This window comes from Pseudonocardia wallangbongensis (assembly GCF_054486945.1).
In genome coordinates this window covers 229,330-255,211 of record NZ_JBRERS010000006.1, presented here as the reverse complement: position 1 = coordinate 255,211, position 25,882 = coordinate 229,330, and the positions used below count along the sequence as shown (strand labels likewise).

Annotated in this window: 25 protein-coding genes; 14 read left to right on the top strand and 11 right to left on the bottom strand. The window is 74.9% G+C overall.

Annotated elements, in window-relative coordinates; genetic code table 11:
• Window positions 1–18 precede the first annotated feature (18 nt).
• Window positions 19–1,119: a saccharopine dehydrogenase NADP-binding domain-containing protein gene (locus ACU436_RS23315; RefSeq protein WP_459028628.1), complete on the top strand. Its 1,101-nt coding sequence runs from the start codon at window positions 19–21 to the stop codon at window positions 1,117–1,119.
• Window positions 1,120–1,254: 135 nt separating this feature from the next.
• Window positions 1,255–2,253 carry a potassium channel family protein gene (locus tag ACU436_RS23310; RefSeq protein ID WP_459029090.1) on the top strand — a complete coding sequence of 333 codons (999 nt, stop codon included), beginning with the start codon at window positions 1,255–1,257 and terminating at the stop codon, window positions 2,251–2,253.
• On the opposite strand, the gene ACU436_RS23305 is transcribed toward ACU436_RS23310, so the two are convergent.
• Together ACU436_RS23305 and ACU436_RS23300 are read right to left on the bottom strand one after the other, a co-directional pair.
• Window positions 2,231–3,616: a sensor histidine kinase gene (locus ACU436_RS23305; RefSeq protein WP_459028626.1), complete on the bottom strand. Its 1,386-nt coding sequence runs from the start codon at window positions 3,614–3,616 to the stop codon at window positions 2,231–2,233. The two genes, ACU436_RS23310 and ACU436_RS23305, sit on opposite strands and share 23 nt — an antisense overlap.
• Complete coding sequence (locus ACU436_RS23300) at window positions 3,613–4,296, bottom strand: response regulator transcription factor (RefSeq protein WP_459028624.1); 684 nt, start codon at window positions 4,294–4,296, stop codon at window positions 3,613–3,615. Before ACU436_RS23300 ends, ACU436_RS23305 begins: the two co-directional genes overlap by 4 nt.
• 198 nt (window positions 4,297–4,494) lie before the next feature.
• On the opposite strand from ACU436_RS23300, the gene ACU436_RS23295 reads away from it, so the two are divergent.
• Complete coding sequence (locus ACU436_RS23295) at window positions 4,495–5,208, top strand: hypothetical protein (protein WP_459028623.1); 714 nt, start codon at window positions 4,495–4,497, stop codon at window positions 5,206–5,208.
• A gap of 67 nt (window positions 5,209–5,275) precedes the next feature.
• Here ACU436_RS23295 and ACU436_RS23290 read toward each other — a convergent pair whose 3' ends face one another.
• From ACU436_RS23290 to xylA, 3 genes are all read right to left on the bottom strand, one after another.
• A complete protein-coding gene (locus ACU436_RS23290; RefSeq protein ID WP_459028621.1) occupies window positions 5,276–6,367 on the bottom strand; it encodes an ROK family transcriptional regulator in 1,092 nt (363 codons plus the stop codon).
• Window positions 6,368–6,434: 67 nt separating this feature from the next.
• On the bottom strand, window positions 6,435–7,838 hold the full coding sequence (gene xylB, locus ACU436_RS23285; protein ID WP_459028619.1) for a xylulokinase: 1,404 nt from the start codon (window positions 7,836–7,838) through the stop codon (window positions 6,435–6,437).
• The gene (xylA, locus tag ACU436_RS23280) at window positions 7,835–9,019 is read right to left on the bottom strand and encodes a xylose isomerase (protein WP_459028617.1); all 1,185 of its coding nucleotides are present in this window, start codon (window positions 9,017–9,019) and stop codon (window positions 7,835–7,837) included. Before xylA ends, xylB begins: the two co-directional genes overlap by 4 nt.
• A 55-nt stretch (window positions 9,020–9,074) precedes the next feature.
• Here xylA and ACU436_RS23275 point away from each other — a divergent pair, with 55 nt between their 5' ends.
• The 3 genes from ACU436_RS23275 (at window position 9,075) to ACU436_RS23265 (ending at window position 11,638) form a co-directional block, all read left to right on the top strand.
• Entirely contained in the window at window positions 9,075–9,929 is an 855-nt protein-coding gene (locus ACU436_RS23275; protein WP_459028615.1) for an exodeoxyribonuclease III, read from the top strand.
• Window positions 9,930–10,106: 177 nt separating this feature from the next.
• On the top strand, window positions 10,107–10,835 hold the full coding sequence (locus tag ACU436_RS23270; RefSeq protein WP_459028613.1) for a DUF4142 domain-containing protein: 729 nt from the start codon (window positions 10,107–10,109) through the stop codon (window positions 10,833–10,835).
• Window positions 10,814–11,638, top strand: coding sequence for a class F sortase (locus ACU436_RS23265; protein WP_459028611.1), 825 nt, complete (start codon window positions 10,814–10,816; stop codon window positions 11,636–11,638). The genes ACU436_RS23270 and ACU436_RS23265 overlap by 22 nt, the downstream gene beginning before the upstream one ends.
• On the opposite strand, the gene ACU436_RS23260 is transcribed toward ACU436_RS23265, so the two are convergent.
• On the bottom strand, window positions 11,599–12,987 hold the full coding sequence (locus tag ACU436_RS23260) for an MFS transporter (protein WP_459028609.1): 1,389 nt from the start codon (window positions 12,985–12,987) through the stop codon (window positions 11,599–11,601). The genes ACU436_RS23265 and ACU436_RS23260 overlap by 40 nt on opposite strands.
• A gap of 171 nt (window positions 12,988–13,158) precedes the next feature.
• On the opposite strand from ACU436_RS23260, the gene ACU436_RS23255 reads away from it, so the two are divergent.
• Window positions 13,159–14,421 (top strand): aldehyde dehydrogenase family protein, encoded by a 1,263-nt coding sequence (locus ACU436_RS23255; RefSeq protein WP_459028607.1) that lies wholly within the window; start codon window positions 13,159–13,161, stop codon window positions 14,419–14,421.
• Here ACU436_RS23255 and ACU436_RS23250 read toward each other — a convergent pair.
• Complete coding sequence (locus ACU436_RS23250) at window positions 14,373–14,603, bottom strand: helix-turn-helix domain-containing protein (RefSeq protein ID WP_459029088.1); 231 nt, start codon at window positions 14,601–14,603, stop codon at window positions 14,373–14,375. The two genes, ACU436_RS23255 and ACU436_RS23250, sit on opposite strands and share 49 nt — an antisense overlap.
• A gap of 144 nt (window positions 14,604–14,747) precedes the next feature.
• Between ACU436_RS23250 and ACU436_RS23245 the strand changes: the two genes are divergently transcribed.
• The 4 genes from ACU436_RS23245 to nudC all read left to right on the top strand — a co-directional run bounded on the left by ACU436_RS23245 (window position 14,748) and on the right by nudC (window position 18,688).
• Window positions 14,748–15,017: a hypothetical protein gene (locus tag ACU436_RS23245; RefSeq protein ID WP_459028605.1), complete on the top strand. Its 270-nt coding sequence runs from the start codon at window positions 14,748–14,750 to the stop codon at window positions 15,015–15,017.
• Window positions 15,018–15,060: 43 nt separating this feature from the next.
• Window positions 15,061–16,341 carry a M16 family metallopeptidase gene (locus ACU436_RS23240; RefSeq protein ID WP_459028603.1) on the top strand — a complete coding sequence of 427 codons (1,281 nt, stop codon included), beginning with the start codon at window positions 15,061–15,063 and terminating at the stop codon, window positions 16,339–16,341.
• On the top strand, window positions 16,338–17,708 hold the full coding sequence (locus ACU436_RS23235) for a M16 family metallopeptidase (RefSeq protein WP_459028601.1): 1,371 nt from the start codon (window positions 16,338–16,340) through the stop codon (window positions 17,706–17,708). Before ACU436_RS23240 ends, ACU436_RS23235 begins: the two co-directional genes overlap by 4 nt.
• Before the next feature lie 62 nt (window positions 17,709–17,770).
• Complete coding sequence (gene nudC, locus ACU436_RS23230) at window positions 17,771–18,688, top strand: NAD(+) diphosphatase (protein WP_459029086.1); 918 nt, start codon at window positions 17,771–17,773, stop codon at window positions 18,686–18,688.
• 75 nt (window positions 18,689–18,763) lie between these two features.
• Here the strand turns inward: nudC and ACU436_RS23225 are convergent, their stop codons facing one another.
• The gene (locus ACU436_RS23225) at window positions 18,764–19,678 is read right to left on the bottom strand and encodes a type IV toxin-antitoxin system AbiEi family antitoxin domain-containing protein (protein ID WP_459028599.1); all 915 of its coding nucleotides are present in this window, start codon (window positions 19,676–19,678) and stop codon (window positions 18,764–18,766) included.
• Between the two features lie 125 nt (window positions 19,679–19,803).
• Window positions 19,804–20,052, bottom strand: a complete 249-nt coding sequence (locus tag ACU436_RS23220; RefSeq protein WP_459028597.1) for a mycoredoxin — start codon at window positions 20,050–20,052, stop codon at window positions 19,804–19,806.
• Between the two features lie 47 nt (window positions 20,053–20,099).
• Between ACU436_RS23220 and ACU436_RS23215 the strand changes: the two genes are divergently transcribed.
• From ACU436_RS23215 to ACU436_RS23205, 3 genes are all read left to right on the top strand, one after another.
• Window positions 20,100–22,163, top strand: a complete 2,064-nt coding sequence (locus tag ACU436_RS23215) for an ATP-dependent DNA helicase UvrD2 (protein WP_459028595.1) — start codon at window positions 20,100–20,102, stop codon at window positions 22,161–22,163.
• A 394-nt stretch (window positions 22,164–22,557) separates the two neighbouring features.
• Window positions 22,558–22,935, top strand: a complete 378-nt coding sequence (locus ACU436_RS23210; RefSeq protein ID WP_459028593.1) for a WhiB family transcriptional regulator — start codon at window positions 22,558–22,560, stop codon at window positions 22,933–22,935.
• A 55-nt stretch (window positions 22,936–22,990) separates the two neighbouring features.
• On the top strand, window positions 22,991–23,242 hold the full coding sequence (locus ACU436_RS23205; RefSeq protein ID WP_459028591.1) for a hypothetical protein: 252 nt from the start codon (window positions 22,991–22,993) through the stop codon (window positions 23,240–23,242).
• A 147-nt stretch (window positions 23,243–23,389) separates the two neighbouring features.
• On the opposite strand, the gene ACU436_RS23200 is transcribed toward ACU436_RS23205, so the two are convergent.
• On the bottom strand, window positions 23,390–24,730 hold the full coding sequence (locus ACU436_RS23200; RefSeq protein ID WP_459028589.1) for an ABC1 kinase family protein: 1,341 nt from the start codon (window positions 24,728–24,730) through the stop codon (window positions 23,390–23,392).
• Window positions 24,731–24,845: 115 nt separating this feature from the next.
• Entirely contained in the window at window positions 24,846–25,754 is a 909-nt protein-coding gene (locus ACU436_RS23195) for a hypothetical protein (RefSeq protein ID WP_459028587.1), read from the bottom strand.
• Window positions 25,755–25,882 lie beyond the last annotated feature (128 nt).

Below are 25,882 nucleotides of genomic sequence, written 5' to 3'. Positions count from 1 at the left end.
GTCGCTACTGTGACCGCCATGGGCGCGCGGGTCGTCGTGTTCGGGGCCACCGGGTACACCGGTGCCCGTACCGCCGAGGCCATGGTGGGCAGGGGGTTGCGGCCGGTGCTCGCGGGGCGCGACGCGGGGCGGCTGGCGGCGCTCGCACAGCGCCTGGGTGGGCTGGAGACCGAGGTTGCGCAGGTCACCGAGGCGAGGTCGGTGGCGGCACTCGTGGGACCCGGGGACGTGCTCGTGAGCACGGTCGGGCCGTTCGCCGAGCTCGGTGCGCCCGCGGTCGCGGCGGCCGCCGAGGTGGGTGCGATCTACCTCGACTCGACCGGCGAGCCACCGTTCATCCGCGCGGTGCACGAGCGGTGGGGTCCGGTGGCCGAGCGGTCCGGAGCGGCCCTGCTCACCGCGTTCGGCAACGACTACGTGCCCGGCGTGCTCGCCGGCGCGCTCGCGCTGCGTGCGGCGGGGGAGGGCGCCGATCGGGTGGACATCGGCTACTTCATCACCGGGCTCGGCAAGGGGCAGCCGTTCTCCCGGGGCACGCTGCGCTCGCTGGCCGGGATCGCCACCCAGCCGCTCTACGCGTGGCGCGAGGGTGCGCTGCGCACCGAGCCGGCCGGGGCGCGGATGCGCACGTTCGACGTGGCGGGCCGCCCGCGGTCCGGCGTCACGATCGGGGCGAGCGAGCAGTTCGCGCTGCCCCGGATCGCGCCGGGGCTGCGCACCGTGGACGTCTACCTCGGCTGGTTCGGCCGGGCCGGCGCGGCCGTGCACGCCGGTTCGCGCATCGCGCCGTTGCTGGCCCGCGTGCCGCCCCGGGCGGTGGCGACCGTGGCCGACCTGTTGACGCGCCGGGTCGCGAGCGCCCCGGCCACCCGCGCACTCGCCGGGGCGCGGTCGCATTTCCTCGCCGAGGTGTTCGACGTCACCGGCGCCCTGCTCGCCCGCACCCGGCTCACCGCCCCCGAGCCGTACGCGATCACCGCCGACCTGCTCGCATGGGGCGCCCGGCGTGCGGCGGAGCACGGCGTGCGCGGCGGCGGGGCGCTCGACGCGGTGGCGGCGTTCGGCCTCGACGACCTGGTGGCGGGCGCCGCCGAGGCGGGAATCGTCGAGGAACACTGACGATCTTCACCGGAACCGGGTGGTCGTCGCGCGCGGCCCGGGCGCGACGGCTACTCTCCGCGCGTGGTGACGGATCAGCGTCGGAGGGACCCCCGCCGGCCGCTCGCCGACCCGTCGCTGGTCGGCCTCGTCCGCATGCCCGCGACGGGCGCGAGCCCCACGGTGGCGCTGCTGCGCCGCCTGATGATCGCGCTCGGCGCGCTGGTGGCCGCCGCGCTCGTCGTCTTCTTCGGTGGCGACGGGTACGTCGACAACAACAGCGACACCCCGATCTCGCTGGGCGACGCGTTCTACTACGCCACGGTGTCGCTCTCCACCACCGGCTACGGCGACATCGTGCCCGTCACCCCCGAGGCGCGGCTGCTGACCACGGTGATCATCACGCCGCTGCGGCTGCTGTTCCTCATCGTGCTGGTCGGTACCACGGTGGAACTGCTCACCGAGCGGTCCCGGCAGGCCGTTCGCATCGAGCGCTGGAGGTCCCGCGTGCGCAACCACACCGTCGTCGTCGGCTACGGCACGAAGGGGCGTGCCGCCGTCGAGACGCTGCTCGGCGACGGTGCCGAACCCTCGAACATCGTCGTGGTCGACACCGACCGCGCCCAGCTGGACGCGGCGTCCGCGCTCGGCCTCGTGACCATCACCGGCAACGCCACTCGTTCCAGCGTGTTGCGGGTCGCGGGCCTGCAGCAGGCCGCCGCGATCATCGTCGCCACGAACCGGGACGACAGCGCCGTGCTGGTGACGCTCACCGCTCGCGAGCTCGCCCCGGACGTGCGGATCGTGGCGGCGGTGCGGGAGTCGGAGAACGTGCATCTGCTGCGCCAGTCCGGGGCCAACTCGGTGATCGTCTCCGCGGAGACGGCGGGCCGCCTGCTGGGCATGGCAACCACCACGCCCAGCGTCGTCGAGGTGGTGGAGGACCTGCTCACGCCCGAGGCGGGCTTCGCGATCAGCGAGCGGCCCGTGGAGGAGTCGGAGGTGGGCGGCTCGCCCCGCCACCTCGCGGACATCGTGCTCGGCGTCGTGCGGGCCGAGGAGCTGCACCGGGTGGACGCCTCCACCGTCGACGCCCTGGAGCGCGGCGACCGGCTGCTCTACATCCGCAAGGTCACACTGCCGGACGAGGATTAGGCAGCACCAGCTCGAACGCGGCGCCGCGGCCGGAGGGCGGGTCGACGCAGCGCAGGTCGCCGCCGTGGGCGCGCGCGATGCCCCGGGCGATCGCCAGCCCGAGCCCGGCGCCGCCGTCGTCGCCGCGGGCCTCGTCCAGCCGGACCAGCCGGTCGAAGATCCGCTCCCGGTCGGCCATCGGGACGCCCGGTCCGTCGTCGGCGACGAGGACGGTCGCCGGGTGCCCGGCCGACACCGTCACGGTGACCGTGCCGGGCCCGGCGTGGCGGCGCGCGTTGTCGAGCAGGTTGCCCAGCACCTGGGCGAGCCGGGAGGGGTCGCCGGGCACCGGGACGGGTTCGCCGCGCACCTCGACCCGCTGGTCGGGTGCCACGAGCCGGACCCGCTCGGCCTCGGTGCGGGCGAGCTCCAGCAGGTCGACCGGCTCGCGACGCAGCTCGATGCCCGCGTCGAGGCGGGCGAGCACCAGGAGGTCGTCGACGAGCCGGCCCGCGCGGCGGCTCTCGCGCAGCAGGAGCAGGTGCAGCCGCTCGCGTTCCTCGGGCGGCATGCCCGGCGCGAGCGCCACCTCCGCGACGGCCTGCACGCCGGCGATCGGGGTGCGCAGCTCGTGCGCTGCGTCGGCGACGAAGCGGCGCGTCCTGGCCTCGGACGCCCGCGCCGCCGCCTCCGCGCCCTCCAGCTCGTCGAGCATGGCGTCGAACGCCGCGGCCGTGCGGCCCAGTTCGGTGTCGCTGCGCGTGGGCGCGAGCCGCCGGCCGCGGTCGCCACTGGTGATCGAGCGCGCCAGCGCCGTCATCGCGTCGAGCGGCGCCAGCGCGACGCGCGTGGTGAGCAGCATGACGATGCCGGCCACGGTGAGCGCCGCGAGGCCGAGCACGATCAGGATGCGTCGCAGCGCCTCCTGAGCGCCGCTCACCGGCCCGCCGCTCGCCACGAGGGTGAGCTGCGAGCCGTCGGCCAGCGGCTGTTCGAGGACCTGGGGGTTGCCCCGATCGCCGGGTCCGTCGTCGTCCCACCAGCCGCGGTGCTCGGCGCCCGGCGGCCCACCGCGCCACGGCGGGCCCCACTGCTCCTCGTCCGGATCCCCCGCGAACACGCGGCCGTCCGGTGCGCGGACCTCCGCCCGGACCCCCGGCGCCTCCACCCGCCGCGCCACCTCGTCGGCCGGCACCCCCTGCGCGACGAGCTGGCCGGCGAGCGTCGCGCGCACGTCCAGCTGCTGGCGCAGCTCGAAGCGGATCTGGGCGCTGAAGAAGACGTCGGTCAGGACGCCGACCACCAGCAGCACGGCGGCGAGCACGGTGAGGCTGAGCACCGTGACCCGGCGCCGTAGCGAGACGGTGCGGAGCGGGGGCGTCATGCCTCCCCCTCGCCCTCGGCGCGCAGGACGTATCCCAGCCCGCGCACCGTGTGCACCAGCCGCGGCTCGCCGAGCTTGCGGCGCAGCGCGGAGACGTGCACCTCGACGAGGTTGGGGTCGTAGTCGGTGTAACCCCACACCCGGGTGAGGATCTGCCCCTTGCTGACGACGCGGCCGCGCTGCGCGGCGAGGTAGTCGAGGAGCCGCAGTTCCGTTGCCGTGAGCTCGACCGGCGCACCGCCTCGCAGCACGGTGCCCGCCGCCGCGTCGATCACGAGGTCGCCCACCTCGACCGTGGCCGGCGTGCGACCCATCCGGCGCAGCACCGCCGTGACCCGCGCGACGAGCTCGGCCAGCGCGAACGGCTTCACCACGTAGTCGTCGGCGCCGCCGTGCAGGCCGCGCAACCGGTCGTCGACGGCGTCGCGTGCGGTCAGCATCACCACCCCGGCGCCGCTGTGCCGGCGCACGACGTCGAGCAGGGCGAAGCCGTCGCGGCCGGGCAGCATGACGTCGAGCACCACGAGGTCCGGCCGGAACGTCGCCAGGTCGTCCTCGAGGCTCCGCCCGTCCGGGCGCCCGGTGGCGCCGAACCCGGCCTCGCCGAGGCCGGCGACCACGGCGGTGCGGATCGCCTCGGCGTCCTCCACCACCAGCACGCGCGCGGTCACGACACCCATTCTCCCGATGCCCGGCCCGCCGCGGCTGAAGATCGGCTGAAGGTGTGGGCGGGCTTCAGGTCGCCTTCAGGAACGGGCGGAAGCGTCGGTGGGGAGTTCAGATCCGTCCCGAGGGGAGCACGCAATGAGCGAGCTTGCGAGCGAATCAGTGTCACAGTGCCCGCGCGAAGCGCCGGCCGAGCGCAGCGAGGCCGAGCGATGAGCAGCACCGAACCACCCACGAGCGAGATCCCGCCGCGCCGTCCCTGGCGGTCGCGGCTGCGCAGCCGCGGCGCCCTGATCACCGCGGCGGTCGCCGCGCTGGTCGTGATCGGCGGCGTCACCACCGCGCTCCTGCTGCCCGACCACGACCGCGGCCGCTTCGGCCCCGGCGTCGACCGGGCCGGCTGGTCGGGCCCGCCGTGGGCGGACGGCGGACACGGCCCCATGGGTGGCCACTGGGGTGACGACGACCGGTTCGAGGGTCCGGGCCCCCGCGGTTTCGGCCTCGGGGACGAGCCGGTGGTCACCGGAACCGTTGCGTCGGTGGCGAACGGCTCGGTCGTCGTGAACGTCGACGGTGCGGGCCAGCGCACCCTCCGCGCGGACGGCGACACCCGGGTGCGCGGCGCGGCCAACAGCGGGCTGGGCGACCTGCAGGTCGGTGAGCGCGTGGTGGTCGAGGTCGAGGGCACCGGCGACGCCGCGACGGCGCAGTCGATCTGGGTGCCGCAGGCGAGCGTCGCCGGCACGGTCACCGCGCTCAGCGGCGACACCGCCACCGTGACCTCGGTAGAGGGCCTCACCGTCACCGTCGACACCACGGCGCTGTCCCAGAAGCCCGCCGTCGGCGACGTCGTGGTGCTCACCGGCACCGCCGACGCCGGGACGATCCGCGCCGACGGGATCCGGATCCTCCCGAAGGCCTCATGAACCCCGTACCCATCCGACGAACGGCCCGTTCGTCGGATAGGTACTGACGAGCGCGCCGTTCGTCGGATCAGGGGCGCGCGATCAGCGCCCCGGGATCCGCGAGCACGCCCTGCACCACGGCCGTCGCGGCGCCGCGCAGAGCCGCTTCCGGGCCGAGCGTGGAGAACCGCACGTCCACGCCGGCCCGGGAGAAGACCCGGGCGGCGAGCTCGGCGCGCACCGCGTCCAGCAGCGGTGCGCCGCACCGGGGGTAGCCGCCGCCCAGCACCACGGCCGGGACGTCGAGCAGGTGCACCGCCCCGGTGAGCGCGATGCCGAGGGCGCGGCCGGCCACGCGGACCGCGTCCGGGTGGCCTGCGGCGAGCGCCTCCAGCCCGGCGACGGTCTCGAGGCAGCCGCGGCCCCCGCAATGGCATGCGCGCCCGTCCGGTTCGACGACGACGTGCCCGATCTCGCCGGCCCGCCCACCCGCTCCGGCGAAGAGGGCGCCGTCCAGCAGGATCCCGGCGCCCACGCCGATCCCGCCGGAGACGACGACCGCGTCGGTCGGGCCCCCGGCCCACCGCTCCGCCAGTGCGGCGAGGTCGGCCTCGTTGCCGGCGCGCACCGGCAGGCCGTGCAGCCGTGCCGCGAGCGCGGTGCCCACGGCCACGTCGACCCAGTGCGGCAGGTTCGGCGCGCGTTCCAGCACCCCGTCCGGCCCGACGACGCCGGGCAGGGCCACCGTGGCGCCGGCGATCGGGAGCGCGGCCTCGGCCACGACGCCGGTGGCGAGCGCGGCGAGGCGGGCGAGCGCGGCGTCCGGCACGTCCTCGCGGTGGTCCGATGCCACGGTGCGCTGCACGCGCACCGCGCCGCCGAGGTCGACGACGCACGCGCCGACCGTGTCGACGCCGACCTCCAGGCCGAGCCCGGCCGGCCCCCGCGGGTCCAGGCGCAGCGGGCTGCCCGGCCGGCCCGGGCCGCCGCGCGCGGCAGCGAGCTCGGTGACGAGCCCGACCGCGATCAACTCCTCCACCAGCGACGACACGGTGCCGCGCGTGAGCCCGGTGCGCGCCGCGATGCCGGCCCGTGACAGCGGTTCCACCCCGGCGACGTGCCCGAGCACGAACGCGAGGTTGTGCCGCCGCACCGTGTGCTGCCCAGCCGGAGCGCTCACTCCGCACACCGGGTGTGAACTCCGCACAAGGCGGGCCTTGTGCGGAGTCGGGACAGGGTGTGCGGAGTCACGCGTCCAGCCGCGCCGCCGTCAGGTCGCGGGCCTGCGCGTACCTCTCGCGGACCGCCGGCGTCGGGTCGGCCTCGAACGTCTCCGTGTCCGCGGCCTCCCACACCGGTGGTGTGTCGCCGCCCGCCAGCACCCACGCGGCCTGCCTCGCCGCGCCGTCGGCCACGTACTCGCCCGGCGTGGGGCGCAGCACCGGGCGTCCGAGCACCGCGGGGGCGATCCGGGCCAGCGCCTCCGACCTCGCGCCGCCGCCCACCAGGAACGCGCGCTCGACCGGCACCCCGGCCGCGACGAGCGCATCGAGGGCGTCGGCGAGCCCGCAGAGCAGGCCCTCGACGGCCGCCCGCGCCAGGTGGGCGGGCGTGGAGCTCGCGAGGGTGAGCCCGTGCAGGGCGCCGGTGGCGTCCGGCCGGTTCGGGGTGCGCTCGCCCTCCAGGTACGGCACGAGCACCAGCCCGTCCGCGCCGGCAGGCGCCGAGAGCGCGAGCCGGGCGAGCTCGTCGTGGTCGACGCCGAGGATCCGCGCGGTGGCGTCGAACACCCGCGCGGCGTTCAGCGTGACGACGATCGGCAGGTACTCGCCGGACGCGGACGCGAACCCGGCGATGGTGCCGGTCTCGTCGGCCGTGGGCGTCGGGCTGACCGCCGAGACCACCCCGGACGTCCCGATCGAGACCACGACGTCGCCCGCGGCGGCACCGAGCCCCAGGGCCGCCCCGGCGTTGTCGCCCGCGCCGGGGCCGAGCAGCACACCGTCCGGCGTCCGGCCGGCGGTCTCGGCGGGCCCGAGCACCTGGGGCAACCGCACGTCCGACCGCCCGAGCGCGCGTTCGAGCAGGTCGAGCCGGTACTCACCGGTGGTGCCGGACCAGTAGCCGGTGCCGCTGGCGTCCGAGCGGTCGGTGACGAGGTCGTCCAGCGAGCCCGTGCCCCGCAGCTTCCAGGTGAGCCAGTCGTGCGGGAGGCACACGGCGGCCGCGGCGGCGGCGTGCTCGGGCTCGTGCTCGGCGAGCCAGCGCAGCTTCGTGGCGGTGAACGAGGCGACCGGGACGCTGCCGATCGCCTCGGCCCACTCCTTCGCGCCCAGCTCGGCGACGAGCGCGTCCGCGGCTCCTGCCGACCGCGTGTCGTTCCAGAGCAGTGCGGGCCGCACCACCCCGCCGGCAGCGTCCAGGCAGACCATGCCGTGCTGCTGCCCTGCCACCGCCATCGCCTCGACGCCGTCGAGCCCGCCGGCGTCGGCGATCGCGGCCTGCAGGGCCTCCCACCAGGCGGCGGGGGCGACCTCGGTGCCGTCCGGGTGCTTGGCGCTCCCCGAACGCACGAGGGCGCCCGTGGCCGCGTCGCGGATCACGACGGTGCACGACTGGGTCGACGAGTCGACCCCGGCCACGAGAGTCATCGGGCACCCATCAGGTGTTCCACCGCCAGCTGGTTGAGCCGGACGTAGCCGTAGCCGCGCTCAGCCGCCTTCGCGGCGTCGTAGTCCTCGAACGCGGAGCGGTCGGCCTTGAGGTCGCCCACGGTCTCGCCCGGGTTGAGGGTGGGCTTCGCGAGCTCGGCCACCCCCGACACGGCCATCGCCTCCGCGACCTCCGGGTCGGCGCGGAACGCCGCCGCCCGCTCCTTGAGCAGCAGGTAGGTGCTCATGTTCGCCGCAGCCGACGTCCAGACGCCGTCGAGGTCCTCGGTGCGCAGCGGCTTGTAGTCGAAGTGCCGCGGGCCGTCGTATCGCGGGCCGCCGCCGGGCGCGCCGTTCTCCAGCAGGTCGACCGTGGAGAACGCGTTGAGCAGGTCGCCGTGTCCGAACACGAGGTCCTGGTCGTACTTGATGCCGCGCTGGCCGTTCAGGTCGATGTGGAAGAGCTTGCCCGCCCAGAGCGCCTGCGCGATGCCCGCGGTGTAGTTGAGCCCGGCCATCTGCTCGTGGCCGACCTCGGGGTTGATGCCGACGATGTCGCCGTGCTCGAGCTCCGCGATGAACGCCAGCGCGTGGCCGGCGGTGGGCAGCAGGATGTCGCCGCGGGGCTCGTTCGGCTTCGGCTCGATCGCGAAGCGGATGCCGTAGCCCTGCTCCTTGACGTACGCGCCGAGCAGGTCGATGCCCTCGCGGTAGCGGTCCAGCGCTGCGGCGATGTCCTTGCCGGAGTCGACCTCGGCGCCCTCGCGACCGCCCCAGAACACGTACGTCGCAGCACCCAGCTCGGCGGCGAGGTCGAGGTTGCGGATGACCTTGCGCAGCGCGAACCGCCGTACGCCCCGGTCGTTGCTGGTGAAGGCCCCGTCCTTGAAGACCGGGTGGGTGAAGAGGTTCGTGGTCATCATCGGGACGACGAGCCCGGTCTCGGAGAGCGCCGCCTTGAACCGGGCGATGATCCGGTCGCGCTCCGCGGCGTCGGTGCCGAACGGGATGAGGTCGTCGTCGTGGAACGTCACGCCCCACGCGCCCAGCTCGGAGAGCCGGTGTACGGACTCGACCGGGTCGAGGTCGGGCCTGGTGGCGTCGCCGAACGGGTCGCGGGCGGGCCAGCCGACCGTCCAGAGCCCGAAGCTGAAGTGGTCCTCGCGGGTGGGCTGCGGCATGAGAAACCCCTTTGTTCGGTCATCGTACAAACCCGGCAACGGTAGCGTGCTGCGGGTGCGTCTGGCTACGTGGAACGTGAACTCCGCCCTCACCCGCCTCCCCCGGCTGCTGCCCTGGCTGGACGAGCGTGCCCCGGACGTCGTCTGCCTCCAGGAGACCAAGCTGTCGGACGAGGCGTTCGCCGAGGCGTTCGACGCCGTGCTGGCCGAGCGGGGCTACGCCGTCGCCCACTTCGGCGAGGGCCGCTGGAACGGGGTGGCGCTGCTGTCGCGCGTCGGGCTCGACGACGTCGTGCGCGGGCTGCCCGGTGAGCCGCGGTTCCCGACCGCCGACTCCCCGGCCGAGGCGCGTGCGGTCACGGCGACGTGCGGCGGCCTGCGCGTCACGTCCGTCTACGTGCCGAACGGGCGCACCCCCGAGGACCCGCACTACCGCTACAAGCTGGAGTGGCTCGCCGCGCTGCGGGAGTCGGTCACCGACCCGGGCACCGCCGTGGTGGCCGGCGACATGAACATCGCCCCCACCGACGACGACCTGTGGGACCCGGCGGTGTTCGTGAGCTCCACCCACGTCACGCCGGCCGAGCGCAAGGCCCTCGCCGAGATCAAGGGCCTGGGCCTGCACGACGTGGTGCGCGACCGCTGGCCGTCCGACCGGATCTTCACGTACTGGGACTACCGGGCCGGGCGGTTCCACCAGGACCTGGGCATGCGCATCGACCTCGTCCTCGCGGGAGGTGACCCGGCCGGGCGCGTGCAGGCGGCGTGGGTGGACCGCAAGGCCCGCAAGGGAAGTGGCCCGAGCGACCACGCCCCCGTGGTCGTCGACCTCGACACGGCACCCGACGGCGACGCCGGCCCCGTGGTGCCGCCGCCGTCGACACCGAAGAAGTTGCCTCACCGAGCCTGACCGCCGCTGGGCGAACAGGGTGACGCGGCACACATTTCCATTCGTGATCAGCGCGAGTCGACCGCCGTCGTCCCAGGTCGTCGAGGGCTCACTCGTCCGGGCGGAATTCGCCGGTATCGGCTGCAGGCCGGCCCGGAAGGCGCAAGGGTGCTCGCGTCCACCGACGAAGGAGGAGCCGTGCGCACCCGTTCCATTCGCCAGGTCGTCGCGAACGCGGTCGCTGTGGTCGCGGTCATCGGCATCGTCTTCGGTGCCGTCACCGGGTGCGGCTCGCCCGACCAGGCCCAGCCACCGCCACCAGCCGCACCCCCGGCACAGCCCGGTACGCCGGGTGACATGGGTTCCGGCGGCGGGGCGGGTGGCGCGCTCGGCGCCGCCGGCGCGACCGCCGCGGCGATGACCGCGCTCGGCGGCCTCGGCGAGGCGCAGGGCGCCGCCCAGAACGTCCGCGACCTCGGCACGCAGTACTCCACCGACGGGCAGGCGCTCCTCGACCAGCTGCAGGCGGGCGCGGGCGGCGCGGTCGTCAGCGAGCCGACCGCTGACCAGCAGGCGACCCTCGCCGACCTGGGCACGCGCAGCGGTGACCAGTTCGACCAGGCGTGGCTGCGAGCCGCGGACCAGCTCCAGCAGCAGGCGCGGGACGCCGCGAACGCCGTCCTCTCCGACCCGAACGCCTCCGAGGAGGCCAAGGCCGCGGCGCAGGAGGCGCTGAACCGGCTCGACTCCCTCTCCGACGGGCTCAAGGAGGCCGCGGCGTCATCCGGCGCCGCGACGCCCAACGCGGTCGACGCCGGCAGCGGCGGGCAGGCGGCAGGTGACGTGACCCCGGCGGCGATCGTCCTGGTCGGCCTCGGATCCCTGCTCCTCGCCGGCGCGCTGTGGTGGCGGCGCCGGGCGGCCTGACGGCCCCCGCGGGCCAGGGCACCCTCGAGCACACCGAACCACCCGGTGACCGGGACCCGGTGGCGAACGGACGCCACCGGGTCCCGGCTGCCGGACGTCCGGACGCGCCGGCCCGTCGCCGCGTCGAGCGGCGCGTCGCCCGCGCGCTCGTGGCCGCGGGCTCGGTCTGCCTCCTGGGTGGCCTGACGATGCTCGCCCCCGGACCGGGCGCGGTCGCCACGCCGCTCGACGCCCCGGCGAGCGTTCCGGCGGGCCCGGGACCCGACCCGCTCGCCCTGGATCGCGACAGCCTGGCCGTCGAGGGGGATTTCGCGCGGTTGCTCGCCGGCGAGGCCCCCGCCCCGGAGCCGGTGCGGCCGGGAACGGCGCCCGTGGAGCTCGCGCTGCCCGCGCGGAACCTGCTCGCCCCCGTCGTGGCCGTGACGACGGGACCGGAGGGTGCGCTCGTGGTGCCCGAGCCACCGTCCACGGTGGGCTGGTGGTCGCCGAGCGCGCTGGCGGGCGGTGCGGGAGGGACGACGGTGCTCGCCGGGCACATCGACTCGCGCACGGGTGGGCTGGGCGCACTGGCGGTCCTGCGGCACGTCGCCGAGGGCGAGGAGGTCGTCCTGCGGGGAGCGGACGGCCGCTCGGTGGGCTACCGCGTGACCGCCCGCCGGCAGTACACGAAGGCGGATCTGCCACCCGAGGTGTTCGCCGCGGGCGGGCCGCCCCGCCTGGTCCTGATCACGTGCGGTGGCGCGTTCGACCGCCGCACCCGGCACTACACCGACAACGTCGTGGTGTTCGCCGAGCCCGTCTGAGCGGCGGAGCGCGGAGAGCCGATCACCCCGATCAGCCCCAGCGCCACGAGGACCACGATCAGCACCGGCAGCGCCGCCGCCGGTGTGCCGAGCAGCGCGAGCACCGCCCCGCCCGCACCGATCAGGGTGGCGGTGCCGAGCTGGTCGGCGATCTGGGCGGCGGAGGTGTGGAAGCCGGTCTCGTGCGGCTCGGACTGCTGCAGCAGCAGGAACGACACCGAGGAGAACCCGAGCCCCATCCCCACCCCGGCGATCGCCCAGAACGGCAGCGCCAGCCACGGGATGCCCCATGCGGGGGCGACCAGCAGCATGCCGGCGGCGCCGATGGTGACCGCGCCGAACCCGACGCGCAGGAGTCTCTCCCGCGGCAGGTCCGGGTGCCGGCCCTGCCAGGCCGACGCACCCGACCACGCCAGCGCGCCGACGATCAGCGGGATGCCCGCGGTGGCGAGCGCCCAGCCGTGCGTCGCCTCGAGCATCAGCGGCAGGTACGAGTTGATGGTGAAGAACACGCCGGCGAGCAGGCCGCGCGACGCGACCACCGTGGGGATACCGCGCCTCAGCCGGAACACCCCGCGCGGGAACAGCCGCACGAGCGCCGGGACGAGGACGGAGACGGCGGCCACGGCCACGACGGCGGCGAGCACCGACGCGTGCTGCGCCGCCCAGCTCAGCGCCGCCACCCCGCCGGAGGCCGCGAACGCCGCGGGCACCAGGCCGCGGCGGCCGGCGCCGGCCCGGCGCTCCGGTGCCGAGAGGGTGCGCACCGCGGGCACGACGAGGGCGGTGGCGACGATCACGAGCGGCACCAGCCCGAGGAACACCCAGTGCCAGGAGAGCGTCTGGGTGACGACCCCGGACACCGGCGGGCCGAGCAGCGCCGGAAGCACCCACGCCGAGGAGACGAGGCCGAACACCGCCGGCCGGGCCCGCTCCGCGTACACCGCGGCGATCAGCACGAAGATGGCCACGCTGGTCATCCCGGCGCCCGCGCCCTGCAGCACCCGGCCCACGAGGAGCTGGGCCATGGTCGTCGCCGTACCGGCGACCAGGAGGCCGGCGCCGAACAGCAGCGGCGACACCACCAGCGGCACCCGCGGCCCGGCCCGGTCGCACCAGCGGCCGCCGAGCACGGTGGCGAACACCGACGCGGCCATGAACGTCACGAACGGCCAGGCGTAGAGCTCGACGCCGCCGAGGTCGGCGACGAGCGCCGGCATCGCGGTGTTCACCCCCATCGCCTCGAACGCGATGAGGCTGATCAGGAGGACGATGCCGATCGTCGTCGCACGCCGGCTCGGTCCGAACAGCTCTTCGCGGACGGCGGTAGGGGCTGGGGCTTCGGTCACGTGGAGAATCCTGCAACTTGAACACGGGTCCAGGTCAACCGCGTTCGGTGCGGGGGGTCCGGCCCCGACCCGCGAAGTTCAGGAAAGCCACATTCCTGTACCCCAGGTTCATGAACGTGGCTTTCCTGAACCTCCGGGCGGAGGCAGCGGGTCGCGTGGCAACCTTTCCCCGTGAGCACCAGCACCGCCGCCCCCACCGAGACGCCCGAGGCCGCCGCCGTGCGGGAGGCCGCCCAGCGTGCCGCGGCCGCTGCGCCGGGGGTGCGGGCCGCGGGCGGCGCCGCCGTCGACGCGGCCCTGCGCACCGCGGCGGCACTGCTCCGGGAGCGGGAGGCCGAGCTGCTCGCCGCCAACACGTCCGACGTGGAGGCGGCCGAGCGGGGTGGGATGGCGCCCGGCCTCCTGGACCGGCTGCGGCTCACCCCGGAGCGGCTCGCCGACATGGCCACCCAGCTCGAGGTGCTCGCCGCCACCCCCGAACCGCCCGCCCAGCGGGAGATCCGCACGCTCCCGGGCGGGGAACGCGTATTCGAGCGCCAGGTGCCCGTCGGCGTGATCGGCGCGGTGTTCGAGGCCCGCCCGAACGTCACGGTGGACGTCGCGTCGCAGGTGCTCAAGGCGCGCAGCGCGGCGGTGCTGCGCACCGGCTCGGCCGCGCTGGGCTCGGCCCGCGCTCTCGTCGAGCTCGTGATCGGGCCCGCGCTGGAGCGCAACGGCGTGCCGGCCGCCGCGGTGCAGCTCGTGCCGACGCCGGGCCACGCAGGCGCCGAGGCGCTGGTCGGGCTCCCCGACCTCGTCCCGCTCGTCGTGGTGCGCGGCAGCGGCGAGGTCACGCGCAAGCTGTCCGCGCTCGGAGCCACGGCCGGCACCCGGATCCTCGCCCACGCCGACGGCGGCGGCGTGCTCTACCTGGACGCGAGCGCCGACCCGGCCGACGTCACCCGGCTGGTCACCGACAGCACCGACCGGCTGGGCGTCTGCAACCGGCTCAACCTGCTGCTGATCGACCGCCCCGCGTACGACCGGCTGTGGCCGGTGGCGGAGGAGGCCCTGCGCGCGCGGGGGATCACGCCGAGCCTGCCGCCGCACGCCCACCCCCTCGGCCACGAGTGGGCCCTCGACTCCGGCGCCGAGGCGCACGTCACCGTCGCGCCGGTGGGCGGCCCCCTCGAAGCCGCCGCCACCGCCGCGCGCGAGACCTCCGGCCTCGCCGCCACCGTCTGCGCCACCGACCGTGCCGCGGCCGAGTCGTTCATCGACGCCTACCCGGGCACCGGCGTGTTCTGGAACACCACCACCCGCCTGCTCGACGGCTACAAGCTGCTGGGCCTCCCCGAGACGGGCATCAACGTGGACCACACACCCGGGCCGCGCGGCCCGGTGACCTACGTCGACCTGTCGCTGCGCCAGTTCGTGGTGCTGCCGCCCGCCTGACGGACGTCCCGCGCGGTGGAACCGAACCGGGCCCTGAACGCCCGGCTGAAGTGAGACGCGTCGACGAAACCCCAGGAGAAGGCCAGGTCGCTGATCGCTCCGGCTCGGGCAGAAGTGCGTCGGGCGTCAGCGAGCTGAGCCCGGCCACCACGATGTGCTCGACGCCCCGTGCGACCGCGCACGCCCCGTGCCGTCAGCACGCGCACCGGTTCGCCGATCAAGGCGAAATGGTGGCCAAATGATCTCCGTGAGCGACCATTTCGCCTTGATCAACCCCGCAGAGCAGTCCTTTGCCCTTGATCGCCGCGACAAGCCGGTCCGACCCCGTGGGACCGCCTCCTGGCGGCGCCGCGCGCCCGAGCCCCCTGCACGAACCGCTCGCGCCGGACGTCGAGGGGATCGTGTACGCCGACCTCGACCTCGGCACGATCTCGCTGGCCAAGGCGGCCGCGGACCCGGCGGGCCACTACGCGCGGCCGGACGTCACCCGGCTGCTGCTCAACAAGACCCCCGGCGACCGGGTGGTGCCGTTCGCGGCCCCCGGAGTGGAGATCGAGGCCGAGTCATCCGGGGAGCCCGTGGCGCCGGCGCGTTGACGGGGCGGGCGACAGCTCGCCTCGACGGGATACATTCGGCGGCGTGCCTGCGCCAGAACTCCATCGGACGACGTTGCCCAACGGGCTGCGGGTCCTCGTCGTCCCGGACCCCGTCACCCCCGTCGTCGGCGTCGCGGTGCACGTCGACGTCGGCTTCCGCTCCGAACCGGAGGGCCGCACCGGGTTCGCGCACCTGTTCGAACACCTGATGTTCCAGGGCAGCGAGAGCCTGGAGAAGCTCGCGCACTTCCGGCACGTCCAGGGGTCCGGCGGGGTGTTCAACGGCTCCACCCACCAGGACTACACCGACTACTTCCAGGTGCTCCCGGCCGCGGCGCTGGAGCGCGCGCTGTTCCTCGAGGCCGACCGGCTCCGCGCGCCGAAGCTCACCGAGGAGAACCTGCACAACCAGGTGGACGTGGTCAAGGAGGAGATCCGGCTCAACGTCCTCAACCGGCCCTACGGTGGGTTCCCCTGGATCCTGCTGCCGCCGGTGCTCTACGACACCTTCCCCAACGCGCACAACGGCTACGGCGACTTCTCCGAGCTGGAGCAGGCCACCCTCGACGACGCCGCGGCGTTCTTCGACACCTACTACGCGCCGGCCAACGCGCAGGTCACCGTGGCCGGCTACCTGGACGTCGACGAGACGCTGCGCCTGGTCGAGAAGCATTTCGGGGACATCCCGGCCCGTCCCGCGCCGCATCGCCCGTCCTTCGGGGAGCCGCTGCCCGCCGGCGAGCGGCGCCGGGCGGTCCCCGACGCGCACGCCCCGCTGCCCGCCATCGCGCTCGGCTACCGGCTGCCCGACCCGGGCGGCGACCTCGACGGCTACCTCGGCCACGCACTGCTCGGATCGGTGCTCGGCGACGGCGAGGCCGCCCGGCTCCAGCGGCGGCTCGTGCACAGCGACGGGCTCGTCACCGACATCTCCGCGGGCGCCGGGCTGATGGGCCCGCTCGACGCCCGCGACCCCGACACGTTCACGATCACGGCGGTGCACCCGGCGGGCGTCGACCCGGACCGCGTGCTCGCCGCCGTCGACGAGGAGCTCGACAAGCTCGCCGCCGAAGGCCCGAGCGAGGACGAGCTGACCCGTCAGGTGGCGCGGTGGTCCGCCGGGCTGCACCAGGAGAACGACCGCGTCATGTACCGCATGCTCGGCCTGGGCGCCCGCGAGCTCCTCTACGGCCGGGCCGAGATCAGCGCCGAGCTGCCCGACCGGCTCGCCGCCGTCACCCCGGAGCAGGTGCGCGCCGCCGCGGCGGCGCTGCGCTCCGGCGGCCGCGGCGTGCTGCTGGTGGAGCCGAAGGAGAGCGAGTGACAACCGCGACGCACCGCACCGCCGAGCAGATCGGCCGCACCGAGCCGGGGCCGCGTCCGCTGCCGCCGCTCGGGCTCACCCGCGACGTGCCGCTGCCCGACGTCGAGGAGCGCGTGCTCGCGAACGGGTTGCGCGTGCTCGCCGCGCGCCGGCCCGGCGTGCCGATGGTGGAGCTGCGGCTGCGCGTGCCGTTCGCCGGGGACGAACCGGAGCACCCGGCCGTCGCGGAGCTCCTGTCGTCCACCCTGCTCACCGGCACGACCACCCGCGACCGCGTGGCCATCGACGACGAGATGGCCGCGGTCGGCGCCGACCTCGGGGTGAACGTCGACCCCGAGCGGCTGCAGATCGGCGGCTCCGGCCTGGCCGATGGCCTGCCCGACCTGCTCGGCGTGCTCGCCGACGTGCTCACCGCGGCCACCCACCCCGACGGCGAGGTCGCCCGCGAGCGTGACCGGCTCGTCGAGCGGATCAGCGTGGCCCGCGCGCAGCCGCGCACGATCGCGCGGGAGGCGTTGCAGCGCAAGCGGTTCGGCGACCACCCGATCACCCGGGAGATGCCCACGGGGGAGGGTGTCGCGGCCGTCACCGCCGAGCAGGTGCGTGCCCTGCACGCCGCCGCGCTCGCCCCCGGCGGGTCGATCATGGTGGTCGTCGGCGACATCGACCCGGCCACCGCGCTCGCGCAGGTCGAGAAGGCCGTCGCCGGCTGGACGGCGAACGCGCCGGCCCGGGAGCTGTCCCCGCCGCCCGCGATCACGCCCTCGGACCTGCAGCTGGTGCACCGGGCCGGATCCGTGCAGTCGCAGCTGCGGCTCTCGGCGCCCGCCCTGCGCCGCGACGACCCGGGCTACGCCGCGCTGCAGCTGGCCAACCTCGTGTTCGGCGGCTACTTCTCCTCGCGGTGGATGGAGAACGTCCGCGAGGACAAGGGCTACACGTACGGCGCCCACTCCGGCGTCGAGTTCGTCCCCGGCGGCGCCGTCCTCGGCGTCGAGACCGACGTGGCGAGCGACGTCACGGCGGCCGCACTTCTCGAGACCCGCTACGAGCTGGGCCGGCTCACCGCCGTGCCACCCACCGCGGCCGAGGTCGACGCGGCCCGCGCCTACGCCGTCGGGTCGTTGCTGATCTCGCTGGACAACCAGGGTGGGCTCGCGTCCACCCTGTCGGCGCTCGCCGCCGACGGGCTCGGGATCGACTGGCTGCGGGCCCACCCCGCCCGCCTCGAGTCGGTCACGGTCGAACAGGTGGCCGAGGCGGCGCTGGAGTTCTTCACCCCCACGGCGTTCACCGGCGTCGTCGTGGGCGACGCCGACCTGATCGGCGCCCGGGTCCGCGCGCTGGGCGGGGTCACGGGCCCGTGAGCGAACCGTTGACGCCGACCTTCCCGCTGCTCGCCCCGCCCGTCCTCTCCCGCTCCGTCGTGATGCGGGACGAGCCGATCCGCACCGACCGCGAGCGCCAGCTCGCCGGCTGGCCGAAGGCCCGCCTCGTCGTGCTCGACGAAGGCGGGCGCACCCCCGTCGACTGGGGGGACGTCCGCAGGCCGCGGGACCGCTGGGACATGATCGCCGGCTCCGGCGCCCGGCTGATCACCCGGCCGACCACGGGGGACGTGCCTCCGGACGACGCCGTGCTGCTCGGGGAGCACGACGGCATCGCCTACTGGGCGGTGCGCGGCGAGGTCGACCTCGTCGCCGGTGAGGACCCCACCGACTGGGCCGACCTGCGCACCGTCGGCGCCGCCCTCGACGCGCTCGGGGCGGGCCTGCTCACCGGCGCCGTGGCCGTGCTGAACTGGCACGCGGCCGCCCGGTTCTGCGCCCGCGACGGCTCCCCGATGCACCCGCGCAACGCCGGCTGGCACCGGGTCTGCGACGCCAACGGGCACGAGGAGTACCCGCGCACCGACCCGGCCGTCATCTGCCTGGTGCACGACGGCGCCGACCAGGTCCTGCTCGCCCGCCAGCCGGTCTGGCCCGAGGGGCGCTACTCGGTGCTCGCCGGCTTCGTGGAGGCGGGCGAGTCGCTCGAGGCCTGCGTGCTCCGGGAGATCCACGAGGAGGTCGGCGTCCGGGTCCGCGAGGTGTCCTACCTGGGCAGCCAGGGCTGGCCGTTCCCGCGCTCCCTGATGGTCGGCTTCTCCGCCATGGCCGACCCGGAGGACCCTTTGGTCCCGGCGGACGGCGAGATCGAACAGGCGATGTGGGTGACGCGCGCCGACCTGCGCGCGGCCCTGAACGAGGGGGACTGGGGCGCAAGGCCGAAGGCCGAGCGCCCCCTGTTGCTCCCCGGAAGGGTGAGCATCGCGAGGTCGATGCTGGAGAGCTGGGCGGCCCTCTGACCGACCGCACACACCGAATCGGAACGGCACACACGGCCCGGCATGTGTGTGGTCCCCACTCGGTGTGTGCGGTGGTCAGATCTCGCGGAATCGGGAGCGGAGGCGGGCAGCTACCGGGGCGAAGCGCGGCAGGTCCGACCAGAGCCAGCGGACCACGCCGAGGTCCTCGGCCCGCAGCGCGTCCTCCCTGCGCTTCTCCTCGACGAGGACCTCGACCGGGTCCTGGCCCGGCTGCAGGGTACGGCCGTACTTGACGAGGCCGTCGAACTCGCCCACGGTGCGCAGCTCCGGCCAGCCGAAATCCACCCGCCCGACGAGGGCGCCAGTGCCGGCGGCGTGGACCTCCCACTGGAGCACCGGCAGCGGCAGGCCGGCCGCGGCGATGGCGGCTCGGCTCCGTGACTCCCCGACGCTCTCGCTCAGGCCGTTCGCAAAGGCGATCACCCGCCGGGCGGCCGGGCTGCCCGGCCAGCGGGGTGCCCGCTCGAGCGCCGCCGCCAGGTCGCTCTGCTCGACGCGGTCGGTTCGCCTGTAGAACATGGCGGAGTCGGCCACGACGACGGCCTGCTCGAACGGCAGCGACCTCGCCAGGTCGACGACGGTTCGCGCGAGCGAGGTGACCAGCAGGCCGCCGATCACGACGATCTCCGCCGGATCGAGGGGCGCGGTGTGCACGTGGACGAAGGTCCCGCAGCGGCCGCCGTTGCGCCGCGCCCGCGTGACGTGGACGCGATCGAGCGGCACGGCCCAGATGCGTAGGCCGTGCAGCACCGCCGCCGATGCGTGGCTCACGACGGCGTCCCCGGTGAGGCCGTGGAGGGCGGCCTCGACCTGCAGCACGTGCCGAGCGAGCGCGTCGCCCGGCAGCGGCCCGTCGACGTAGATCCCGCGGCGCAAGGGGCTGAGCCGCCCCGCCCGCACGAAGCGCCGCACCTCGTCGTCGGTGAACCCGGCCGCGAGGAGCTGTGACCGCACGCTCAGATCAGGCACCGGGGAATCGTGCCCAGAACCGGCCGGTCTCCGGGCCGAAACGACAAAACCCGGCGACGGCACACCTCAAGTCGGGACGGCACACACGCCGGGCGCTCTGTGCCGTCCCCACTCGGGTTGTGCGGTCAGGCCGCCAGGGCCGCTACCTTCTCCGCCACCACCGCGAACGGTGGGTTCGTCAGGGCCGTGCCGTCCGCGAAGCGGACCGTTGGCACCGTCTGGTTGCCGCCGTTCACACCCTCGACGTACGCGGCGGCCTCTGGGTCCTGCTCGATGTTGATCTCCTCGTAGGCGATGCCGGCCTGGTCCAGCTGCAGCTTGAGCCGCCGGCAGTAGCCGCACCACGTGGTCGAGTACATCGTCACCTGAGCCATGCCCCGGTCAACCTCCGGCGCGGTCGCTGTCTTCCCCTGCTGCGAGGATGGGGCCCGTGACTGCGCCCACCCTCGAAGCCGGACTGGACGACGAGCAGCTCGCGGCGGTCACCGCGCCCCGCGGTCCGGTGTGCGTGCTGGCCGGGGCGGGCACCGGCAAGACCCGCACGATCACGCGGCGCATCGCGCACCTCGCCAGCACCGGGCACGTCGCCCCGGGCCAGGTCCTCGCCGTCACGTTCACGGCGCGGGCGGCGGGGGAGATGCGCACCCGGTTGCGCGCGCTCGGGGTGTCGGGGGTGCAGGCGCGCACGTTCCACGCGGCCGCGCTGCGCCAGCTGCGGTACTTCTGGCCGCGTGTCGTCGGGGGTGCCCAGTGGCAGCTGCTCGACGGCAAGCTGCGGCTGGTCGGGCAGGCCGCGGCCCGGGTGAAGGCGGGCACCGACTCGGCCGCGCTCCGCGACTTCGCCGGGGAGATCGAGTGGGCCAAGGCCACCCTCGTCACGCCGGACGAGTACCCGGCCGTCGTCGCGAAGCTCCGCCGGGAGACGCCCGCCGCGGCGGAGCAGGTCGCCGCCGTGTACGCCGGGTACGAGGCGCTCAAGAACCGCGCCGAGATGCTCGACTTCGACGACCTGCTGCTGCACACGGCCGCGGCGATGGAGGAGCACGCGGGGGTCGCGGAGGAGTTCCGCGACCGCTACCGCTGCTTCGTGGTGGACGAGTACCAGGACGTCACGCCACTGCAGCAGCGCGTGCTCGACGCGTGGCTCGGCGAGCGCGACGACCTGACGGTCGTGGGCGACGCCAACCAGACGATCTACACGTTCGCCGGGGCGAGCCCGCGCTACCTGCTCGACTTCGCGCGGCGGTTCCCGGAGGCCGTGGTCGTGCGGCTGCAGCGCGACTACCGGTCCACGCCACAGGTCGTCGGGGCGGCCAACACGCTGATCGGATCGGCGCGCGGGCGGGTGGCCGGCAGCAGGCTGCGGCTGATCGGCCAGCAGCCGCCCGGACCCGAACCCGACTTCGCCGAGCACGACGACGAGCCCACCGAGGCCGCCGCCGTCGCGAAGCGGATCGCCCGGCTGATCGCCGACGGCACGCAGGCGAGCGAGATCGCCGTGCTGTTCCGGATCAACGCGCAGTCCGAGGTGTACGAGCAGGCGCTCACCGAGGTCGGGGTGCCGTACCAGGTGCGCGGCGGCGAGCGGTTCTTCAACCGGCCCGAGGTGCGCCGGGCGATGATGGCCGTCCGGGCCGCGGGCGACGTCGACGCCCCGCTCGTCGACGCGGTGCGCGCCGTGCTCGCCCCCGTCGGGCTCACGGCCGACCCGCCAGCGGGCGCGCAGCAGCGGGCGCAGTGGGAGTCGTTGCTGGCGATCGTCGAGCTGGCCGAGGAACTGGTGTCGGTCGACCCCGACGCCGGCATGACCCGGTTCGCCGCCGAGCTGGAGACCCGCGCCGACGCCGCCCACCCGCCCACCGTCCAGGGCGTCACGCTGGCGTCCCTGCACGCGGCGAAGGGGCTCGAGTGGGACGTCGTGTTCCTCGTCGGCCTCGTCGACGGCACGCTGCCCATCCAGCACGCCGACGGGGACGACGAGGCGATCGAGGAGGAGCGGCGGCTGCTCTACGTCGGCCTCACGCGGGCGCGGCGCCGGCTCACCCTGTCGTGGGCGCTCTCGCGGCAACCGGGTGGGCCGCGCCGGCGCCGGCGCAGCCGCTTCCTCTACGGCCTGATCCCCGACGAGCACCCCGCTTCGCGCATAGCGAACGGCGGTGGCGGCCGGGGCGCACCCAAGCCGCGCTGCCGCGTCTGCGGGTCGCCGTTGATCGGTGCCGACTCGATGAAGCTGCGGCGCTGCGCCGACTGCCCGTCCGATGTGGACGTCGAGCTGCTCGACCGGCTGCGCGGCTGGCGGGCGGACGTGGCGAAGGAACAGCAGGTCCCGGCCTATGTGATCTTCACGGACGCCACGCTCACCGCGATCGCCGAACAGCGGCCCGCCGACAACGCCTCCCTCGTGCGGATCCCCGGCATCGGCGCCCGCAAGCTCGACCGGTACGGCGAGGCCGTGCTCGGCCTCGTCGCCGAGCCGGGTAGTTGATCGGAGAAACTTCCCGTAAATAAGTTGTGCGGCCGCAGCCGTGGTCGCTAACGTCATCTCCCGACGGACCTCACCAGCCCGTCTTCTGCCACGACCTCACCCGTGAAGGGGGTGCGCTCGATGATCGCGATGACCAACCCCGTCGCCGCCGTCCACTGCGCCCTCCCGCGCGTGGAGTCCGTGGTGCCGACGTACGCGCGCGCGTGGAAGCAGCGCCCGTCCGGCGTCATCCTCGGTGGCTTCGGGGCCGATAACAACACAGGTGTGTCCGCACAGGAGCGTCGCCATCTATAGGCGCCACAGCCACTGGCCAGAAGAGACGAGGCCGCGGACCCCACCAGGGATCCGCGGCCTTTTTGTTTGTCCTGCACGACCACTACCGCAGGAGGTTGAAGTGCTAGTCCGATCAGTTCCGTTGGACGGCGGAACGATCACTCCGGAGCAGTTCGGCGGCGACTCCGCCGCCGGGCTGGGGACCCTGCTCGACGCCGCACCCGGCGCCGGGCTGGATCTGCCGTGTCGGTCCGGCGACGCGGACCTGTGGTTCGCCGAGGCTCCCAGGGAGCTGGAGCGGGCCAAGGCGCTCTGCACGGCCTGCCCGATCAAGGCCGAGTGCCTCGCCGGCGCCCTCCAGCGCGGCGAGCCGTGGGGCGTCTGGGGTGGCGAGATCTTCGAGCGCGGGACCGTGATCCCGCGCAAGAGGCCTCGCGGCCGGCCGAGCAAGGCCGACCTCGCCCGGGACCGCGCGTACGCCGCGGCCATGTCCGCCTGATCAGCCCGCCCCACCCGTAGGTCCCTCGAGGACCCGCCCAAGGAGACCGATACCGATGACCCAGTTCATGACGCCGCAGACCGCAGCCCTGACGCGACCTGTCGTGCGCGACCGCGAAGGAACCGCGATGTTGCTCCACGAAGCACTGGCCAGATGTCGACACCAAGAGGCCCTCGCGGCCGCACGGCACCACGCACTGGTCCGGCAGTTCACCGCCGGACGCCGGTGGGCGTTGCTCGCCGGCTACGCCACCCGGCGGGCGGAACGCGCCCGCGCCTCCGCCCGCGCAGAGGTGAGGGTGGCGTGACCGCAACGCGGACCGGCCCTCCCGCGGCCGGTCCGCGCGCTGCGGCGTCCTCTCCGTGACGCCGCGCTCTTCGACGGCGGCCCGGGTCTCTCCGATCCGGGCCGCCGTCGCACGCCTCTGTGCGGTGACCCGCGGGATGGGGGCGGCTCAGGCGTGGCGGCCCGCCGTCTCGTCCTCGGCGTCGAAGATCCACGGTTGCCAGTGCTGCACGATGTGGCGCAGCGGCACGTCGGCGTCGAGCTGGCACAGCACGCCGAGCGTGCCCATCGTGACGCGGTGCACCAGCAGGTACTGCGGCGGCAGGTTGAGCTCGCGGCCCGTGCGGAACTCGGGGCGCCGCAGGTCACCCACCCGTTCCGCCTGCCGCTGCAGCCAGCGCCGGTTGAAGCGGAAGGACTCGGTGCGCAAGGGCTCGGCGAACGGGGCCAGGTACTCGATCGCCCCCTCCGCGTCGAGCGCCGAGCCTTCCCGCACGAAGCCGTTGTCGCGCAGCAGCTGCAGGAGCTCGCCCGGCTTGTTCTCCAACGCGAGCCGCACCATGATCGACAGTGGCCGGGGGAGCCCGTCGGGGAGCCGCGCGACCGCGCCGAAGTCGAGCACCATGAGACGGCCGTCGTCGAGGATCTGGAAGTTGCCCGGATGCGGGTCGGCGTGCAGCAGCCCGACCCGCGCGGGAGCCGAGTAGTGGAACTCCGCCAGCAGGGCGGCGGCCCCGTCGCGATCGGCCTGCGTGCCGCTGCGGATGACGTCGGACAGCCGCCGGCCCGTGACCCACTCCGTGATCATCGCCCGCGGAGCGGACGCCACGACGCGCGGCACCTTGACCTTGTCGTCGCCGTCGTACGCCGCGGCGAAGAGCCGTTGGTTTGCCGCCTCGTCGCGGTAGTCGAGCTCCTCCTCCATGCGCTCGCGCAGCTCGGCGATCAGCGGCTTGATCTCGAGGCCGGGCACGAGCGGCTGGATGAGCCTGCTCATCCGGGAGAGCTGGCGCAGGTCCGACCGCAGGGCCTCCTCGGCACCCGGGTACTGCACCTTGACCGCGACCTCGCGCCCGTCGCGCCACACCGCGCGGTGGACCTGGCCGATGCTCGCCGCAGCGGCGGGCGTCTCGTCGAACTCCTTGAACCGCTCGCGCCAGCCACGACCGAACTGCTCGGCGAGCATCCGATGCACGTCGGCGGACGGCATCGGGGGCGCGGCCGACTGGAGCTTCACGAGCGACTCGCGGAACGGGGCCGCGAACTCGTCGGGGATGGCCGCCTCGAACACGCTGAGCGCCTGGCCGAACTTCATCGCGCCGCCCTTGAGCTCACCGAGGACGGCGAACAGCTGCTCGGCGCTCTTGGCCATGAGCTGGGCGGAGATCTGCTCGCCGTCGCCACCCGCCAGCCGCCTGCCCCATCCGGCGGCCGCGCGTCCGGCGACACCGAGGGGGAGGCTCGCGAGCTTGGCGGTGCGGGCTGCGGTGCGACGCGGGATATCGGTCACGTCGTCACCTCGGCCGGGGCGCCGGTGCTGCGGCTCGGGTTTCCGTCCACACCTCGATTGTGTCCTGACCATGACCGTCCGCGCATGCAAAAGGCTCGTGTCCCCGCCCACCGCGTCACGCTCCGCACCGGCAGTCGGGGTGGGGCGCCCAGGTCCGCCGGGCGATAGTGCCCGCGGTCACATCGAGCTCGAGGGTGGCCTCCAGAGCGGGCGGGGCGGCGGCGCTCTCCGTGCCGTCGAGCGCGCCGAGGACCTGCGCGGTGGCGAGGGCCGCCGTGGCCGCGATGCAGGCCGGAGTGGCCCGGCCGGGGACTCCGACGAGCTGGGCGGCCGCCGCGGCCCACCCGGGTTCGCGGGCGCACCGTTCGATCTCCATGCAGCCGAGGCACGTGGTGCGCCCGGGGAACACGAGCGGACCGACGACGCCGGCGCCGTCCCGCACCCGGACCACGATGTGCGCGGTGCCGGTGGTGTGCAGCCGGGCAACCTGTACCGGATCGGGTGTGCCCGAGTCGGCGAGCACGACGAGGTCGGGGACCGTGCGCTGCGGCGGCGGACCCGTCCTGGCCCGCGGCCGCAGGCGCCCCAGGGCCGCCGCCGTGGCGGTGACCCGGTCCAGGCCGCGGTCGGCGTCGACGAGCCCGGTACCGAGGTCGCCCTCGAGCACCGCGCCCGCCGTGACCACGTGCACCGCGCCGACACCGGCCGTGGCGAGCCCCAGGACCATCCCGACGGCGAGCGGTCCGCAGCCGTGCACCACCACCGTGCTCGCCGCGCGCCGCCGCTCCCGTCGCTGCACCTGCACCGCGTCGACGAGTGCGCCGGCGGCCACCAGCTCGCCGAGCAACAGTGCCGCGTCGGTGCGGTCGGCGCCGCGGCCGGCCGCCCGGTCGACGAGCTCGTCCGTCGGCACGGGCGCGGTGAGCTCGTCGAGCATCTCGGCGAGCGGTGGCGGGAGGTCCTCGACGGCCACCGCGGCGGCCGGGTCGAGGCCGAGCATGCGGGACCCGGCCCCCAGTCTCACCACGGACCGGTGCGGCGGCAGTCGGAGCACTCGGGGCAAGGGTTTCGCGGGTGCGGTCATGTCTCGATGGTGCGCGTGCCCGCCGCCAGCCGCTCCGCGCTGTCCACAGGGGTGTGGACAACCGCGGG

Bases quoted from the DNA above. Each gene is read 5' to 3' on its own strand.
- ACU436_RS23315 (WP_459028628.1), top strand. From the start codon at position 19: ATGGGCGCGCGGGTCGTCGTGTTCGGGGCCACCGGGTACACCGGTGCC.
- ACU436_RS23310 (WP_459029090.1), top strand. From the start codon at position 1,255: ATGCCCGCGACGGGCGCGAGCCCCACGGTGGCGCTGCTGCGCCGCCTG.
- ACU436_RS23305 (WP_459028626.1), bottom strand. From the start codon at position 3,616: ATGACGCCCCCGCTCCGCACCGTCTCGCTACGGCGCCGGGTCACGGTG.
- ACU436_RS23300 (WP_459028624.1), bottom strand. From the start codon at position 4,296: ATGGGTGTCGTGACCGCGCGCGTGCTGGTGGTGGAGGACGCCGAGGCG.
- ACU436_RS23295 (WP_459028623.1), top strand. From the start codon at position 4,495: ATGAGCAGCACCGAACCACCCACGAGCGAGATCCCGCCGCGCCGTCCC.
- xylB (WP_459028619.1), bottom strand. From the start codon at position 7,838: ATGACTCTCGTGGCCGGGGTCGACTCGTCGACCCAGTCGTGCACCGTC.
- xylA (WP_459028617.1), bottom strand. From the start codon at position 9,019: ATGCCGCAGCCCACCCGCGAGGACCACTTCAGCTTCGGGCTCTGGACG.
- nudC (WP_459029086.1), top strand. From the start codon at position 17,771: ATGCGGGACGAGCCGATCCGCACCGACCGCGAGCGCCAGCTCGCCGGC.
- ACU436_RS23220 (WP_459028597.1), bottom strand. From the start codon at position 20,052: ATGGCTCAGGTGACGATGTACTCGACCACGTGGTGCGGCTACTGCCGG.
- ACU436_RS23215 (WP_459028595.1), top strand. From the start codon at position 20,100: ATGGGGCCCGTGACTGCGCCCACCCTCGAAGCCGGACTGGACGACGAG.
- ACU436_RS23205 (WP_459028591.1), top strand. From the start codon at position 22,991: ATGACCCAGTTCATGACGCCGCAGACCGCAGCCCTGACGCGACCTGTC.